Here is a 14692-nt window from a genome sequence, read left to right as displayed (position 1 = left end):
CACGGTTCTAGGAATGAAATAATTATGACAACTCAAACCACTATCAATAACGAAAAGCTATCTCCGTGGCCTTGGCAGATCGAAGAGAGCACAACTCGCTTTGATAACGCGGCAATGTCGACAATATTAAAAGACTTAAGCCTTGCTTGTTACGTCGTGAACCACCCAGAAAAAGGCTTAGGTGTTAGCCAACAAGCGGAAATTACATCGGGCGATTCAGCAAGTTCAGCGAACAAGCAACCTGTTAGCGCCTTTGCTCCAGCTCTTGGTACACAAAGCCTAGGCGACGAAGAGTTTCGTCGCTGTCATGGCGTAAAATACGCGTACTACGCAGGCGCAATGGCCAACGGCATCTCATCTGAAGAGCTTGTAATTGCGCTTGGTCAGGCAGGCATTCTTTGTTCATTTGGCGCGGCAGGCTTAATCCCGTCTCGCGTTGAGCAAGCGATCAACCGTATTCAAGCAGCGCTACCAAACGGCCCTTACGCGTTTAACCTGATTCACAGCCCAAGTGAACCTGCACTAGAGCGCGGCAGTGTAGAGCTGTTTTTGAAGCACAAAGTGAAAACGGTTGAGGCTTCAGCCTTCTTAGGTTTAACACCGCAAATTGTTCACTATCGTGCTGCTGGTCTAAGCCGTGATGCAAAAGGCGAAATCCAGATTGGCAACAAAGTCATCGCAAAAGTGAGCCGTACTGAAGTCGCAAGCAAGTTCATGCAGCCTGCTCCTGTGAAAATGCTGCAAGCTTTGGTTGATGAAGGTCGAATCACAGCAGAACAGATGGAGCTAGCACAGTTGGTTCCAATGGCGGATGACATTACTGCAGAAGCGGATTCTGGTGGTCACACCGATAACCGCCCTCTAGTTACCCTGTTACCAACGATTCTTGCGTTGAAAGAACAGATCCAAGCTCAGTACCAATTCAAAACACCGCTGCGTGTTGGTTGTGGTGGTGGCGTCGGCACGCCTGACGCAGCTCTAGCAACGTTTAACATGGGCGCGGCATACATTGTTACTGGTTCTATTAACCAAGCCTGTGTTGAAGCTGGCGCGAGCGAACACACACGTAAGCTGCTTTCGACAACTGAAATGGCTGACGTGACTATGGCTCCGGCAGCAGACATGTTCGAAATGGGCGTGAAGCTGCAAGTGGTTAAGCGCGGTACCTTGTTCCCAATGCGTGCAAACAAGCTTTACGAGATCTACACACGCTACGACTCCATTGAAGCGATTCCAGTTGAAGAACGTCAAAAGCTAGAGAAGCAGGTATTCCGTTCAACATTGGATGACATCTGGGCAGGTACTGTTGCTCACTTTAACGAGCGCGACCCTAAACAGATCGAACGCGCTGAAGGCAACCCGAAGCGTAAAATGGCGTTGATTTTCCGCTGGTACTTGGGGCTTTCTAGCCGCTGGTCAAACACGGGCGAACAAGGTCGTGAAATGGATTATCAAGTATGGGCTGGCCCTGCACTTGGCGCATTCAACGCGTGGGCAAAAGACAGCTACCTAGATGATTACCAGCAGCGTAATGCGGTCGACCTTGCTAAGCACCTGATGCACGGTGCGGCTTACTTAGCACGTGTTAACCTGCTGACTTCGCAAGGCATCAAGCTTGATCCAGAACTAGCACGATGGAAGCCAACTCAAAGAATGGCGTAAATGACCTAAATGGACTGGTTGACGAGTAACTAATTACTCAGCGACAGGAAACAAAAAAGCGACCTTATCGGGTCGCTTTTCTTTTGGTTGTTCTTGCCAGGCTCGCTACAAAATTAAGACTTCTGCATACGCTTTTTCAAGCGCGCTAAATCAATTGCACTTGAGCGTACAGTAAGCTTGATGCATTCGTAGTCGTATTCTTCCTTCACCACACTCATGTTTGAGCGAATCTCACCGATAATGCCTTGTCCAGAATAAGGAATCGTGATCTCTTCTTCGATCATGCCTTGTTCAGCCACACCCACGATGTACTTGTGTAGTTTGGTGATATCGAGCGGGTCACGAGTCGAGGTCAGCATTGCATCTGGGAATTCTTCAATCAGCTCTAACTGTTCTTCTTCGCTCAATCTATCGCACTTGTTCAGTACCAATAGTTTTTCGCTGCCTTCAACGCCCACTTGCGCTAATACTTCGTGTACCACATCAAGCTGTGCGCGGAATGAAACGTCAGAAGCATCAACCACATAAAGCAGTAGTGACGCGTCGTGTGCTTCTGCAAGCGTTGAGTGGAATGAAGCAACCAGATCATGTGGCAGCTTCTTGATAAAACCAACCGTATCTGACACTAAGATACGCGGCTGAGTGATCGGCTGAAGTGCACGAACCGTGGTATCTAGGGTTGCGAACAGTTTATCTTCACCCACCACTTCGGTTGCGGTCATTGCACGCATCATCGAAGACTTACCGGCATTGGTGTAACCAACCAGAGCAACAGTGAAAAGTTCCGAACGCTGTGTGCGTCGGTTCTTCATTTCATCTTGTACGCTAACCAGCTCACGCTTAAGCGCAGCAATTTGGTCACGTACTTTACGACGGTCAAGCTCTAGTGAGGTTTCACCAGCACCCTGACCCATTTGACGTTCTTTGTCACCGTCTGCTGTTTCACGAAGTCGAGGTACTAAGTAGTTTAGGCGAGCAATTTCTACTTGCAGACGTGCGGTACGAGTGCGAGCGTGGCGACTGAAAATTTCGATGATGATACCGGTGCGGTCAAACACTTCGACACCTAAGTGAGCCTCAACATTGCGCAGTTGAGAAGGGCTCAAATCACAGTCAAATACCACAACATCAGCAGTACCAAACTCCACATCTTCAGATGGAAGATCATCAAAATCTAATTCATCGATACTAGCGCGAAAATCAAAAGATTCATCGATAAAATCTTCATCTTCTGCTTCTTCAATCGAACCTTGGTAACCGGTGAGGTGTGCAATTTCTGCAAGCTTACCTGCGCCCAACACGTTTTGTCGTTGTGTTGAACTGTGGTGCTGTGATTGTGTACCGACCACTTTAAACCCTAGGGTTGTTACTAAGCGAGCAAGTTCGGCAAGAGACTCTTTTGCTTCGTCACCTTTGAAGTCCGGTGTCGTAATAGAAATAAGTAAAGCGTTACTAGCTGAGGGTTTTGCTGTTAGTTTCATGTATTCTTCTGTTTATGCACTAATGTGCAACCTAGTATTTGGTCTAAAGTAGCGCGATCCTACGCTGTTCTCGGTCAGCTTTATAGAGCTAACGGAGGCTATTTGGCGATATTATTGCAGTTAATCCATTTATCTCGTTTATCCCTCTGTTTTCGTGAGGAAATAAAACAGGCTAAAACAACAAAAAAGACAGCATCACGTTACTTATTAGTAATTAGTGATACTGCCTTTGCTTAAGCTTAGACTCTCATTGAGCTACTGTCTCAAAAACTAAAAATCAATTCTCGCTTCAGTCTGAGCATCAAAGAATACCGCCTTTGATAAGTCAAAATGCAGCGGCGCCATTTGCCCAACTGACACTTCAAATTCTGGCGACAAGCGACATGCCACTTCTTGGTCGTTCACTTTCACCATCGCAATCGTATCTGGCCCTGTTGGTTCTAGCACTTCTAACTGCAAGTCTAGCTTGGTCGTTGCCGACACATCTTCACTTTCCTGCTCGGTAATATGTTCAGGGCGCAGGCCAATCACCACTTCTTTGCCATCTTGCTCACGCATGCTTTGTGGTAATCGAATGTGGTGCTCTTGCTCAGCTGTACCCGTTACTTTGATGATCGGATTCTGCTCATCATCCAAATCCACCATGGTCTTAATGAAGTTCATAGATGGTGAACCCATAAAGCCCGCCACGAACATATTGTTTGGCTTGGTGTAGATCTCTTGCGGCGTACCGAGTTGCTGCAGTTCACCATCTTTCATCACCGCAATACGATCCGCCAAGGTCATCGCCTCTATTTGGTCATGGGTGACGTAAACAATGGTGGTGTTAAGCTTTTGGTGAAGGCGTTTAATCTGATGACGCATTTCAACACGCAGCTTGGCATCCAAGTTAGAAAGCGGTTCATCGAACAGGTACAACTTAGGACGACGCGCTAGTGCACGTCCCATCGCGACACGCTGGCGCTGACCACCAGATAGCTGTGATGGTTTACGATCAAGCAGTTGCTCAATTTGCAGCATTTCAGCGACGCGATTCACTTCTGCGTCGATTTCGTCTTGTGGCATCTTGCGGATCTTCAAGCCGAAGGCGATATTGCCGCGTACCGTCATGTTTGGGTAAAGTGCGTACGACTGGAATACCATCGCGATGTCGCGGTCTTTAGGTTCAACCTGGGCCACGTCAACACCATCAATCACGATTTCACCCGAGCTAATATTTTCTAGCCCAGCAATGGTGTTCATTAGGGTAGATTTTCCACACCCCGAAGGGCCGACAAGTATCAAGAACTCCCCCGAATCGATACTGATGTCGATGCCCTTTAACGTTTCGTTGTCCGCGTTGCGATAGGTTTTACGGATCTGTTTTAAATCTAATGTTGCCATGGGTAATTATCCTTTTACTGATCCTGCCGTTAGGCCACGAACAAAATATTTTCCTGCGAAGACATACACCAACAGCGTTGGCAGCGCGGCGATGATCGCGGCAGCCATATCAACGTTGTATTCTTTAACGCCCGTGCTGGTGTTGACTAAGTTATTTAATGCTACGGTGATTGGCTGAGTCTCTGAGCCGGAATACACCACCCCGAACAAGAAATCGTTCCAGATTGCGGTGAACTGCCAGATCACCGTCACCATGATGATAGGCGTAGAGATCGGTAATAAGATCTTGAAGAAAATGGTAAAGAAGCCTGCACCATCCAGTTTTGCTGCTTTGATCAATTCATCCGGAATCGAGATGTAGAAGTTACGGAAAAACAGAGTTGTAAACGCCATGCCGTAGATAACGTGCACAATCACCAAGCCGATGGTTGTGTTCGCTAGCCCCATCTTGCCGAGCATGGTTGCCATTGGTAGTAGCACCACTTGGAACGGAATGAAGCAACCAAACAACAGTAAGCTGAAGAACAGATTCGAGCCTCGGAATTGCCACTTAGTGACCACATAGCCGTTGAATGCTCCGAGCAATGTTGAGATTGCGACCGCAGGAATCACCATTTGGAATGAGTTCCAAAAGTAACCTTTGATGCCTTCACATTTTACGCCCGTACAAGCGGTATCCCACGCTTTATACCAAGCATCAAACACCCACTCTTTCGGTAAGCTCATCAAGTTACCTGCCTTGATGTCTGGCAGAGTTTTGAATGAGGTCAGCGCCATGACAAACAATGGCATTAGATACACCAAGCAGAAGAAAAGCAGTGCTGAATAAATAAAGATTCGAGCAAAATTGATGTTATTCATCATGACTTTTTCTCCCTAAGTTCAGAGTAAAGATAAGGCACGAGAATCGCTAAGATACCAGCAAGCATCATCATGGCACTGGCAGCACCAAGGCCAATTTGTCCGCGAGTAAAGGAGTGTGCGTACATAAATAGCGCAGGAAGATCCGATGAATAACCCGGGCCACCTGCCGTCATTGCCGTCACAAGGTCGAAACTCTTAATCGCAATGTGTGACGTGATGATCACCGCACTGAAAACCACAGGACGCAAGCAAGGTAAAATGATTTTCAGATAGATAGTGGGTAAGCTTGCCCCATCGATTTGAGCCGCTTTGATGATTGAAGAATCGATGCCACGCAGACCAGCTAAGAACATCGCCATCACGAATCCAGAAGACTGCCAAAGTGCTGCAATCACTAAGGTGTAAACCGACATTTCAGAATTGACGAGCCAATCGAATTTGAAGTCGGTAAAGCCCCAATCTTGCATCAGTTTTTCAATGCCAAGACCCGGGTTAAGAATCCATTTCCACGCCGTACCCGTCACAATGAATGACAACGCCATTGGGTAGAGGTAGATAGTACGAATCGCGCCTTCTTGACGGATGTTCTGGTCAAGTAATACCGCTAAACCAACACCTAGCAAGATAGCAATCGCCATGAATAGAAAACCAAACACACCAAGGTTGGTGATCGAGGTGATCCAACGATCGTTATCCATCAGCTTTTCATATTGGGTTAAACCAACGAAGTTGAAGCTCGGAAGAAATCGAGAGTTGGTGAACGACAATGCGGCCGTCCAAAATATATAACCGTAGATACACACCACGGTCACTAACGCAGTTGGCGCCAGCACAATTTTAGGTAACCAATGTTGCAACCTGTCAGCAAAACTCGGTTTCGGTGCAGGCTGGCTCCTTGTGGGTTTTGGAGTCGACTCAGTCAAAACATGCTCCATAACTTATCCTTGTTGCACAATCGAGCCAATGGCTTACCTTTCGGCACCACATCAGCATCACGCATATTAGAATTGGGAGTGAAGAGCAGATAGGCTCCCTACGAGCCTACCCACCCTGGGGGTTCGATAAAGCAACACAACCCGTCACTCACGTGCGTTGTGTGTCGCTTATCAAGTTATATTAGATAGCCGCTTTCACAGCTTTCGCTAACTTAGCCGCCGCTTGTTTTGGATCGGCATCTTTTTCGTTGAAGAAGTTGGTTACCACGTCGTAAATCGCGCCTTGAGCGTAGCTTGTTGTCGCTAGGCCGTGAGCCATACTCGGAACAAGATCGCCAGATTTCGCACTCGCTTTGAAGGTTGCCATTGAATCCAACGCACATTGGTCGAACTTAGACATGTCCATATCTAGACGTACAGGGATAGAACCCTTGTTAAGGTTGAAGACTTCTTGGAAATCTTTGGTAAGAATGGTTTTCGCTAGGTCTTGCTGCGCTTTTTGGTTCTCTTTGTCACTCAGCTCAAAGAACGCAAAGCTATCGATGTTGAAAGTGAATTGGCCATCAGTGCCCGGTGCTGGTGCACAGATGTAATCTTTACCCGGTACTTTGCCTGCCGCAGTAAATTCACCTTTCGCCCAGTCACCCATGATCTGCATTGCCGCTTCGCCATTGATAACCATCGAAGTTGCTACGTTCCAATCACGACCCGGAGAGTTGCTGTCGATGTAATCACGCATCTTTTTGAACTTGGTGAACACTTCCACCATTTTGTCGCCAGATAACACGTCCATATCCAGATCAACGAACGCTTTGTTGTAATCTTCACTGCCTAGTACATCAAGTGCCACCGCTTCGAATACCGTCGCGTCTTGCCAAGGTTGACCACCGTGAGCCAGTGGAATGAAGCCAGCCGCTTTAATCTTGTTTGCGGCAACAAAGAACTCATCTAACGTAGTTGGAACCGTCACGCCTGATTTTTCTAAAACAACAGGGTTCGCCCAAAGCCAGTTAACACGGTGAACGTTGACAGGAACTGCGACATATTCGCCATCCCACTTCATCACTTTAGTGACCACTTCTGGCAGTAGATCATCCCATTTTTCTTGTTTCGCAGTTGCATCGAGAGACGTTAGAAAACCTAAACCACCCCACTCTTGAATATCATGACCTTTAATCTGCGCCGCAGATGGAGGATTGCCCGACACTGCTCGAGTTTTCAAAACAGTCATCGCACTTTCACCGCCGCCACCAGCAACAGCGAAATCTTTCCAAGTATGGCCTTGTTCTTCAATCATCTCTTTCAGTACAGCTGCGGATTTCGCTTCGCCACCGGCAGTCCACCAGTGAAGCACTTCCACTTCACCAGCTTGAGAAAATGTTGAGGCAGCAAGAAGAGATAGAGTAAGTAGGGTTTTATTGATTTTCATTATTATCTTCCATGTTTTAGCGGACTCGACGTCCGGTTCAATACAGAGTCTACTTATTCTGATTTGTAAGATTGAAACAAAAGGTAAGCTCAATGTAACACAATTGTTACATTAAACTTCTAGGCCGCGTGGAATATAGACTTTAGCTTCTAAGCCGCCTTGAGGGGAGTTACGAATAATGAGATCTCCGCCGTGTCCATGCAGGATATTTCGGCAGATCCCGAGGCCAAGACCGTGTCCTTGATCATCCGTTGCTAACCTAAAGTAAGGTTCAAAAACTAACTCTAGCTTGTCTTCAGGAATACCTTTTCCGTGATCTTGAATAGTCACGATAACCCACACCGAATCACTGTTAATATCGACTTCAGCTGATGTCCCATATTTCACAGCGTTGTCGATAAGATTGGTCAGCACACGTTTAATGGCTAATGGTTTGGCGACTAACGGGTCAACCACAATGGGCTCAAACTCAACCAAGGTTTGATGTTGGTTGTGCAGTTCAATCACGGAGAGCATCATCTCATTGAGGTCGATAATGGCGTTGTTTTCGTGAAGGTCGGTATCTCTTACCGCTTGTAAAGCGCCCTTAACCATCATCTCAAGCTCATCCAAATCCTTATTGAACTTGTCTTTCTTTACTTCGCTTTCCAATAGCTCGGCTCGTAGTCTAAGCCGTGTTATTGGTGTCTTTAAATCATGTGAGATTGCAGAGAAAAGGTGCTCACGGTCGGCAACATAGCGACGAATCCGTTGCTGCATTCGATTAAACGCTCGGGTCGCCGTCACCAGCTCAGTAGCCCCCTCTTCGTTAAGTGGCGGCTGCTGAATATCCATACTCATCTCATTGGCCGCTCTTGCTAATTTTTTAAGAGGGCGTACTTGCCGACGAATCATCAAGTAAGTCAAAACCAAAAGAATGAGGGTCGAGGAAACTAAGAAGATCACCTGTTCTCTGCCGAGAATCGTATCGTCGAGTTTGACGTAAGGCGCAGGCAACAACGCGGCGATATACACCCATTCATGACTGGCTAATTCTATCTGAACAACCAGAATAGGAGGGTTAAGAGGTTCTAAGGTTAAAGTATGATGTGCCCACGATCGTGGGAGATCGCTCAAGTAGATGTCATTTTTAAGCAAACGAAGATGTTCAGGGCGAGAGAAGTCAACCCGCACTGATTCGACTTTATTGAGCTTGCTACTCAAAACACTTTCTATCGCTTCAATCGAGGCGGTTTTTAAACGGGTATCAGGGATCGGTTCGACAATCAACGCCTCTTTATTGAAAGAAACGAAGAAGCGCGTACCGCCCATATTGCGGATTTGATCCAACACGATATGGCGATATTTAACGGGCAGAGACTGGAAGAAAGTCACCGTCGAGGCAAACATATTGGCCATGCTTGAAGAGGCAGAACGAATCCCCTCCAGTTCTTTGTGTTTGGATTCGCTATACCAAATAGACGTTGCGATACCTTGAGCTATCACCACAGCTAACAAGGTCAGTAACAATGTTCTGGCAACCAAAGAGTTTGGCTTTAACCGACTCAACCCGTTCATAGGAAATACTTCATTGCCGAGGTGCTCATTAACATCACTTGATTATCAGTGTTCATACTGAACAGGCACAGCGAGGATATAGCCATTACCGCGCATGGTTTTGATGTAGTGAGGATACTTGCCACTGTCGCCCAATCGGCTTCTCAGACGACTAAGCTGCACATCAATGCCTCGCTCAAAAGGCAACGCTTCACGGCCTCTGGTCGCGAATGAGATAGTGTCACGGTCGAGAACTTCGTTAGGGCGAGTTAAGAACAACATCAACAGAGAAAAATCACTGCCCGACAAATCCATCTCTTCCGAGTTTTCATTGTGGGAAATTCGATGCGCTAACGTATCAAGCGTCCAATCACCAAAAACAATCTGTTTTGGCAATGCATCACTTGTCTTGTCATCCACCACTTGAACGCGGCGCAACAACGCTTTGATACGCGCCATTAACTGACGAGGGCTAAACGGCTTGGCAATGTAATCATCAGCACCAATTTCTAAGCCGATAATTTGGTCGGTTTCATCCGATACGGCAGTCAGCATGATGATAGGCACATTCGATTGCTTACGGACGCGTTGACACAAGGTAAAACCATCGTCACCGGGTAGCATCACATCAAGCAGAATCAGATCTGGATAACCTTGGTTTTGCAGATGAGCTTCTAGTTCAACACCATCTCCCACAGAAGAAACATCGAAACCAGATTTTGTGAGGTACTCTTCCAGCAGCTCGCGGATTTCTTGATCATCATCCACCACGAGAATTCGAGTATTTGTTGGCATCGCCCAAACCTATTAAATTTACAACTTATTCACATAGTGTATAGGCTGGCCGATTGTTTGATTATTGACATGTTTGTAAAGTTAGAAGAACAAACAGATAAAGATCACAACTTAGTGACCTCTATCTGAATCTTTAGGGCTTAATCCGCTATTGGTTGGTTATGAAGAGCAGCTGATCTCCATGGCTTTACCCCACTCAGGAGGTAGAGCCGCAAGGTATTCATAATCCGGGTGTTCCGCATAAGGGTCTGCCAGTACCACCATCAAAGCGTCAATATCGCTGCTATCACCGCGCTCTGCTTTGTCTATCGCTAGCTGAGCTAGGTAGTTTCTGAGGATGTATTTCGGGTTTACCTGTCTCATATTTTCGCAGCGCTCGACCACTGAGCTATCTTCCAATTCGCAGCGTTGTAAGTAGTTATCTACCCACAGTTTTGCTGCCTCTCGATCAATTATCAGATCAATCACTTCTTGTGGCGACAAGGTGTCTAGGTTCGATAGCGTTCTAAAGAACCTTGGGTAGTCGACTTTGTTTTGCGACATCAGCTCGAACATAGATTCAAACAAACGGCTGTCGCCTTCGTGTTTTGCTAGCAACCCTAACTTACGGCGCATCAACTGGCTGAAATAGCCGTTCATTTGTGGCTCATACTGTTCTAACGCTGCTTCTAAATCAGCTTTCTCCACCAGCGGTGACAGAGAATGAGCCAGAGCTGACAGGTTCCACAATCCAATTCTAGGTTGCTGATTAAAAGCATAACGACCTTGGTAATCCGAGTGATTACAGATCAATCTTGGGTCATATTCATCAAGAAACGCGAACGGACCATAATCGAAAGTTTGCCCGATGATCGACATGTTATCGGTGTTCATCACGCCATGAGCAAAACCATTCGCTTGCCACAACGCAATCATCTCCGCGGTACGGTCAACAATCTGATTAAACATAGCAGCGTAGGGTTTCTCTTCATCGAGACACTCAGGGAAGTGCCATTCAATGACTTTATCGGCCAGCAACTTATGCTCAGCCAACTGATTGGTATAAAACAGATGCTCAAAGTGACCGAAACGGATGTGTGATTCGGCAGCACGCACCAACAATGCGCCCCACTCTTGCTTCTCTCGATATACCGGTGTGTCGCTGGTCATCATAGCCAACGCGCGAGTGGTTGGGATATTGAGCCCTGCCATCGCTTCGCTACATAAGTACTCACGAACGGTTGATCGAATAACAGCGCGTCCATCGCCCATACGTGAATAGGGCGTTTTACCGGCACCTTTAAGGTGTAAATCGAACGTTTCGCCACTTTTCGCGACAATTTGAGCTAATAACAGCCCTCTTCCATCACCTAAATCCGGGTTATAAGAACCAAACTGGTGGCCTGCGTATTTCATTGCTACAGGCGAAAACTGCTCAGGTTCAACATTGCCAGATAACGTTTCAAGCAATTCCTCGGAAGCATCATCAAATGACAAAAAACCGAGTTCATCCGCAAGCTTATGATTCCATGCGAGCCATTGGACATTGCTGAGCGGTGTAGGTTGAATTGGGGTATAGAACAGTCGAGGTAATGCAGTAAATCGATTGTTAAATGAAATAGAATCCCAGACAGACATGAGAGATACACTGTAGATAAAAGATAACTTAAGATTATCACAGTTTCGTAACAACTTCAGAAGTGCGATGGCGCTTGTTTATAGAGGTAAGGTGATAAACCATTCCACAAGAAGAAAGTGGTGACTAGGAGTAAATTACTGGGGGATGCTTGCTAGAAGAAGATGACTAAGAAAAAGTTAAGTGGCTAGCCTGATGAGAAAAGCCACATTTATAAGAGAAAGAGTTCTGACTTTGAAGACTTTTTAACAAGTGATTTCATAATAAAAACTAAAACTATAGAGCCATGAAGCTGACTACATTAGAGCAAGAATACCCACTAGAGAAAGGGTAGAGAAAATCCAAGTACGACTGATTACGCCAAAGTTACTGTGTTGAATCATTTCTTGATGCTGCATATGTCTCTCCTTGAGAACGTGATGGTGTAACTACAATATATCGGCTTTTCGCCAAAAGCAGCAAGCACATTAATATTAACCTTTTATGACAGCATCAAGAATATTCTGTAACCATTCACCTCTCTGATAAAACAGAAAGTTATGCTCGACTGGTCGTCGAAAGCAGTGCGCCAGCCCCAATAAAGACACCTCCAGTGACACGATTAAAGACCTTGGCTCGACCTTTCGCAAACAACCAATTTGACGACTTCGCCCCCAAGTAGGCATACACCAATAACCAAGACAATTCCATCACTGCGAAGGTAAAAGCAAACACGGTAAACTGTGGTAATAGCGCAATTGAGGGATCAATAAACTGTGGGAAAAGTGCAGTAAAAAACAAGATAGCTTTGGGGTTACTCGCGCCAACAATAAAGCCACTTAAGTAATGCTGCGCAGCGCTTTCTTTGACAGATTGAGCACCGCCTTGTTGATCCGATAACTTGTCATAATCTTGTTGGCTAGAGCGCAGAGACTTCCAACCGAGGAAGATCAGATAAGCTGCACCAGTCCATTTTATGACATTAAATACCACTTCAGACGAAGCAATAATTACCCCTAGCCCGGTAAACGATAAAGTTAAAATACCAGTAATCGCAGTTAAGCTCCCCAAGGCAGTAAATATCGATAATTTAAAGCCAGATTGCACACCTTTGGTCATGCACAATAAAGAACTTGGGCCTGGTGATGCCGTTAAAATTAGCACCGCTAATAAATAATAAATCCATGTATCAAAGCTCATCGTGAATCCTCCTTAACTCACTAAAACGACTAAATATTAAACACCAATATGTAATAAGCCCTCATATTAATCAACTAAATATTGCGCTTAACGTCTTCGATATAAATGCAAACATCTTTAATCTAGGCAATAAAAAACGCCATGCATTGCTGCATGGCGTTTAAATAAAAACGTTTCAAATCGAACGTCTTACTAGATGTCAGGTTCTAAGCTTACAGCCCTAAGATAGGGGCACTAACCTAATAATTGAAACCTAGTCTTTGTAGATAGAGAACTCATCAGCGCAAGCAACAAGCTGCTCACGAGTGATCATGAATACGCCATGACCACCGTTAGAGAATTCAATCCAAGTGAATGGAATCTCTGGGTACTGATCCATCATATGAACCATTGAGTTACCAACTTCACAGATAAGAATACCGTCGTCAGTTAGGTAGTCTGGTGCATTAGCTAAGATGCGACGAACCAATTTCAGACCGTCTGTACCCGCTGCTAGGCCAAGTTCTGGCTCGTGAGTAAACTCATCTGGCAGGCTGTTCATATCTTCTTCGTCCACGTAAGGTGGGTTAGATACGATCAGGTTGTATTTCTCTTTTGGCAAATCACGGAAAAGATCTGAACGGATTGGGAACACTTGCTGCTCCATGCCGTGATCTTGAACGTTCTGCTCTGCAACTTGCAATGCGTCAGTAGAGATATCAATCGCATCTACTTCAGCGTCTGGGAATGCGTGAGCACAAGCAATAGCGATACAACCACTACCTGTACACATATCCATGATGCGAGTTGGCTCTTCAGTTAACCAAGGTTGGAATTGAGCTTCGATCAGCTCACCAATTGGAGAACGAGGCACAAGAACGCGCTCATCAACGAAGAACTCAAGACCACAGAACCAAGCTTTGTTGGTTAGGTAAGCCGTTGGTGTACGATCATTAATACGCTTGATTACGCGCTCAACAATACGTAGACGTTCGCTGCTCGTTAGACGAGAGTTCATCACATGCGAAGGAACATCAATCGGCAGATAAAGAGTAGGTAAGATAAGTTGTACTGCCTCATCCCACGCGTTATCAGTGCCGTGACCATAAAATAGGCCCGCTGCGTTAAAGCGGCTAACAGTCCAACGAATCACATCTTGAAGCGTGTGTAGTTCTGATACCGCTTCTTCTACAAAAATCTTATCCAAAATTGTCTCCGAAAAGCGCTACAATACTGCTAATTACGTTTCTAATTAGAATTCATAACCTGATGAGCAAAAAAGACACCGACTTCGATGACGATTTCGCCCTGTTCAACGATGCAGTAAAGGGCGTTAAAAAGTTGCAACAGGATACCATAGTCCAGCAGCCAAAAAGAAATGCCAAGCAAAAAGAAATTACTCGAACGGCAAGACAAGCCAGTGATAGCGAGTTTTATTTCTCGGATGAGTTCATTCCGCATCTTAGCGAAGACGGTCCGACGCGTTATGCGCGTGATGATGTCTCTAAATATGAGGTCAAGCGCCTCCGTCGTGGTGTCTACGTGCCTGACGTGTATCTCGATATGCATGGTATGACTCAACAAGAAGCCAAACGTGAGCTTGGCGCGATGATTGCGCACTGCGTGAAAGAGAGCGTGGCGTGTGCCTGTGTTCAACACGGTATCGGTAAACACATCCTTAAACAGAAGGTGCCTTTGTGGTTAGCACAGCACCCAGACGTGATGGCTTTCCACCAAGCACCGTTAGAGTTTGGCGGCAATGGCGCGCTGTTAGTCTTGCTTTCGGTTCCTGAGAAGTAATTCTGGTTAACAAACTCTCTCTCACCAAAAAACA

12 protein-coding genes are annotated in these 14692 nt (G+C 46.0%); 2 read left to right on the top strand and 10 right to left on the bottom strand.

Annotated elements, in window-relative coordinates; genetic code table 11:
• Positions 1 to 24 precede the first annotated feature (24 nt).
• The gene (pfaD, locus tag AB6E51_RS00105; RefSeq protein ID WP_372058345.1) at positions 25 to 1662 is read left to right on the top strand and encodes an eicosapentaenoate synthase subunit PfaD; all 1638 of its coding nucleotides are present in this window, start codon (positions 25 to 27) and stop codon (positions 1660 to 1662) included.
• Between the two features lie 113 nt (positions 1663 to 1775).
• Here pfaD and hflX read toward each other — a convergent pair whose 3' ends face one another.
• The 10 genes from hflX to prmB all read right to left on the bottom strand — a co-directional run bounded on the left by hflX (position 1776) and on the right by prmB (position 14065).
• Positions 1776 to 3143, bottom strand: a complete 1368-nt coding sequence (gene hflX / locus AB6E51_RS00100; RefSeq protein WP_372058344.1) for a GTPase HflX — start codon at positions 3141 to 3143, stop codon at positions 1776 to 1778.
• A gap of 270 nt (positions 3144 to 3413) precedes the next feature.
• The gene (locus AB6E51_RS00095; RefSeq protein WP_017066148.1) at positions 3414 to 4526 is read right to left on the bottom strand and encodes an ABC transporter ATP-binding protein; all 1113 of its coding nucleotides are present in this window, start codon (positions 4524 to 4526) and stop codon (positions 3414 to 3416) included.
• A gap of 6 nt (positions 4527 to 4532) precedes the next feature.
• Positions 4533 to 5390 carry a carbohydrate ABC transporter permease gene (locus tag AB6E51_RS00090; protein WP_009848502.1) on the bottom strand — a complete coding sequence of 286 codons (858 nt, stop codon included), beginning with the start codon at positions 5388 to 5390 and terminating at the stop codon, positions 4533 to 4535.
• Positions 5387 to 6325 (bottom strand): carbohydrate ABC transporter permease, encoded by a 939-nt coding sequence (locus AB6E51_RS00085; RefSeq protein ID WP_010439457.1) that lies wholly within the window; start codon positions 6323 to 6325, stop codon positions 5387 to 5389. The genes AB6E51_RS00090 and AB6E51_RS00085 overlap by 4 nt, the downstream gene beginning before the upstream one ends.
• Before the next feature lie 181 nt (positions 6326 to 6506).
• Positions 6507 to 7754, bottom strand: a complete 1248-nt coding sequence (locus AB6E51_RS00080; RefSeq protein WP_372058343.1) for an ABC transporter substrate-binding protein — start codon at positions 7752 to 7754, stop codon at positions 6507 to 6509.
• 111 nt (positions 7755 to 7865) lie between these two features.
• Positions 7866 to 9311 carry an ATP-binding protein gene (locus AB6E51_RS00075; RefSeq protein WP_017064094.1) on the bottom strand — a complete coding sequence of 482 codons (1446 nt, stop codon included), beginning with the start codon at positions 9309 to 9311 and terminating at the stop codon, positions 7866 to 7868.
• 45 nt (positions 9312 to 9356) lie between these two features.
• Complete coding sequence (locus tag AB6E51_RS00070; protein WP_017060637.1) at positions 9357 to 10085, bottom strand: response regulator; 729 nt, start codon at positions 10083 to 10085, stop codon at positions 9357 to 9359.
• A 159-nt stretch (positions 10086 to 10244) separates the two neighbouring features.
• Complete coding sequence (locus AB6E51_RS00065; RefSeq protein WP_372058342.1) at positions 10245 to 11702, bottom strand: protein adenylyltransferase SelO; 1458 nt, start codon at positions 11700 to 11702, stop codon at positions 10245 to 10247.
• Positions 11703 to 12237: 535 nt separating this feature from the next.
• Positions 12238 to 12879: a LysE family translocator gene (locus AB6E51_RS00060; protein WP_017060639.1), complete on the bottom strand. Its 642-nt coding sequence runs from the start codon at positions 12877 to 12879 to the stop codon at positions 12238 to 12240.
• Positions 12880 to 13132: 253 nt separating this feature from the next.
• Entirely contained in the window at positions 13133 to 14065 is a 933-nt protein-coding gene (gene prmB, locus AB6E51_RS00055; RefSeq protein ID WP_017060640.1) for a 50S ribosomal protein L3 N(5)-glutamine methyltransferase, read from the bottom strand.
• Between the two features lie 62 nt (positions 14066 to 14127).
• Between prmB and smrB the strand changes: the two genes are divergently transcribed.
• A complete protein-coding gene (gene smrB, locus AB6E51_RS00050; protein WP_017064096.1) occupies positions 14128 to 14658 on the top strand; it encodes an endonuclease SmrB in 531 nt (176 codons plus the stop codon).
• Positions 14659 to 14692 lie beyond the last annotated feature (34 nt).

This window comes from Vibrio sp. 10N.247.311.47, assembly GCF_041467535.1.
GTDB classification, from domain to species: domain Bacteria; phylum Pseudomonadota; class Gammaproteobacteria; order Enterobacterales; family Vibrionaceae; genus Vibrio; species Vibrio crassostreae_C.
This window is presented reverse-complemented; position numbering and strand designations above follow the sequence as displayed.

Bases quoted from the DNA above. Each gene is read 5' to 3' on its own strand.
- AB6E51_RS00080 (WP_372058343.1), bottom strand. From the start codon at position 7,754: ATGAAAATCAATAAAACCCTACTTACTCTATCTCTTCTTGCTGCCTCA.
- AB6E51_RS00065 (WP_372058342.1), bottom strand. From the start codon at position 11,702: ATGTCTGTCTGGGATTCTATTTCATTTAACAATCGATTTACTGCATTA.
- AB6E51_RS00090 (WP_009848502.1), bottom strand. From the start codon at position 5,390: ATGATGAATAACATCAATTTTGCTCGAATCTTTATTTATTCAGCACTG.
- AB6E51_RS00060 (WP_017060639.1), bottom strand. From the start codon at position 12,879: ATGAGCTTTGATACATGGATTTATTATTTATTAGCGGTGCTAATTTTA.
- smrB (WP_017064096.1), top strand. From the start codon at position 14,128: ATGAGCAAAAAAGACACCGACTTCGATGACGATTTCGCCCTGTTCAAC.
- AB6E51_RS00075 (WP_017064094.1), bottom strand. From the start codon at position 9,311: ATGAACGGGTTGAGTCGGTTAAAGCCAAACTCTTTGGTTGCCAGAACA.
- pfaD (WP_372058345.1), top strand. From the start codon at position 25: ATGACAACTCAAACCACTATCAATAACGAAAAGCTATCTCCGTGGCCT.
- AB6E51_RS00095 (WP_017066148.1), bottom strand. From the start codon at position 4,526: ATGGCAACATTAGATTTAAAACAGATCCGTAAAACCTATCGCAACGCG.
- AB6E51_RS00070 (WP_017060637.1), bottom strand. From the start codon at position 10,085: ATGCCAACAAATACTCGAATTCTCGTGGTGGATGATGATCAAGAAATC.
- AB6E51_RS00085 (WP_010439457.1), bottom strand. From the start codon at position 6,325: ATGGAGCATGTTTTGACTGAGTCGACTCCAAAACCCACAAGGAGCCAG.
- hflX (WP_372058344.1), bottom strand. From the start codon at position 3,143: ATGAAACTAACAGCAAAACCCTCAGCTAGTAACGCTTTACTTATTTCT.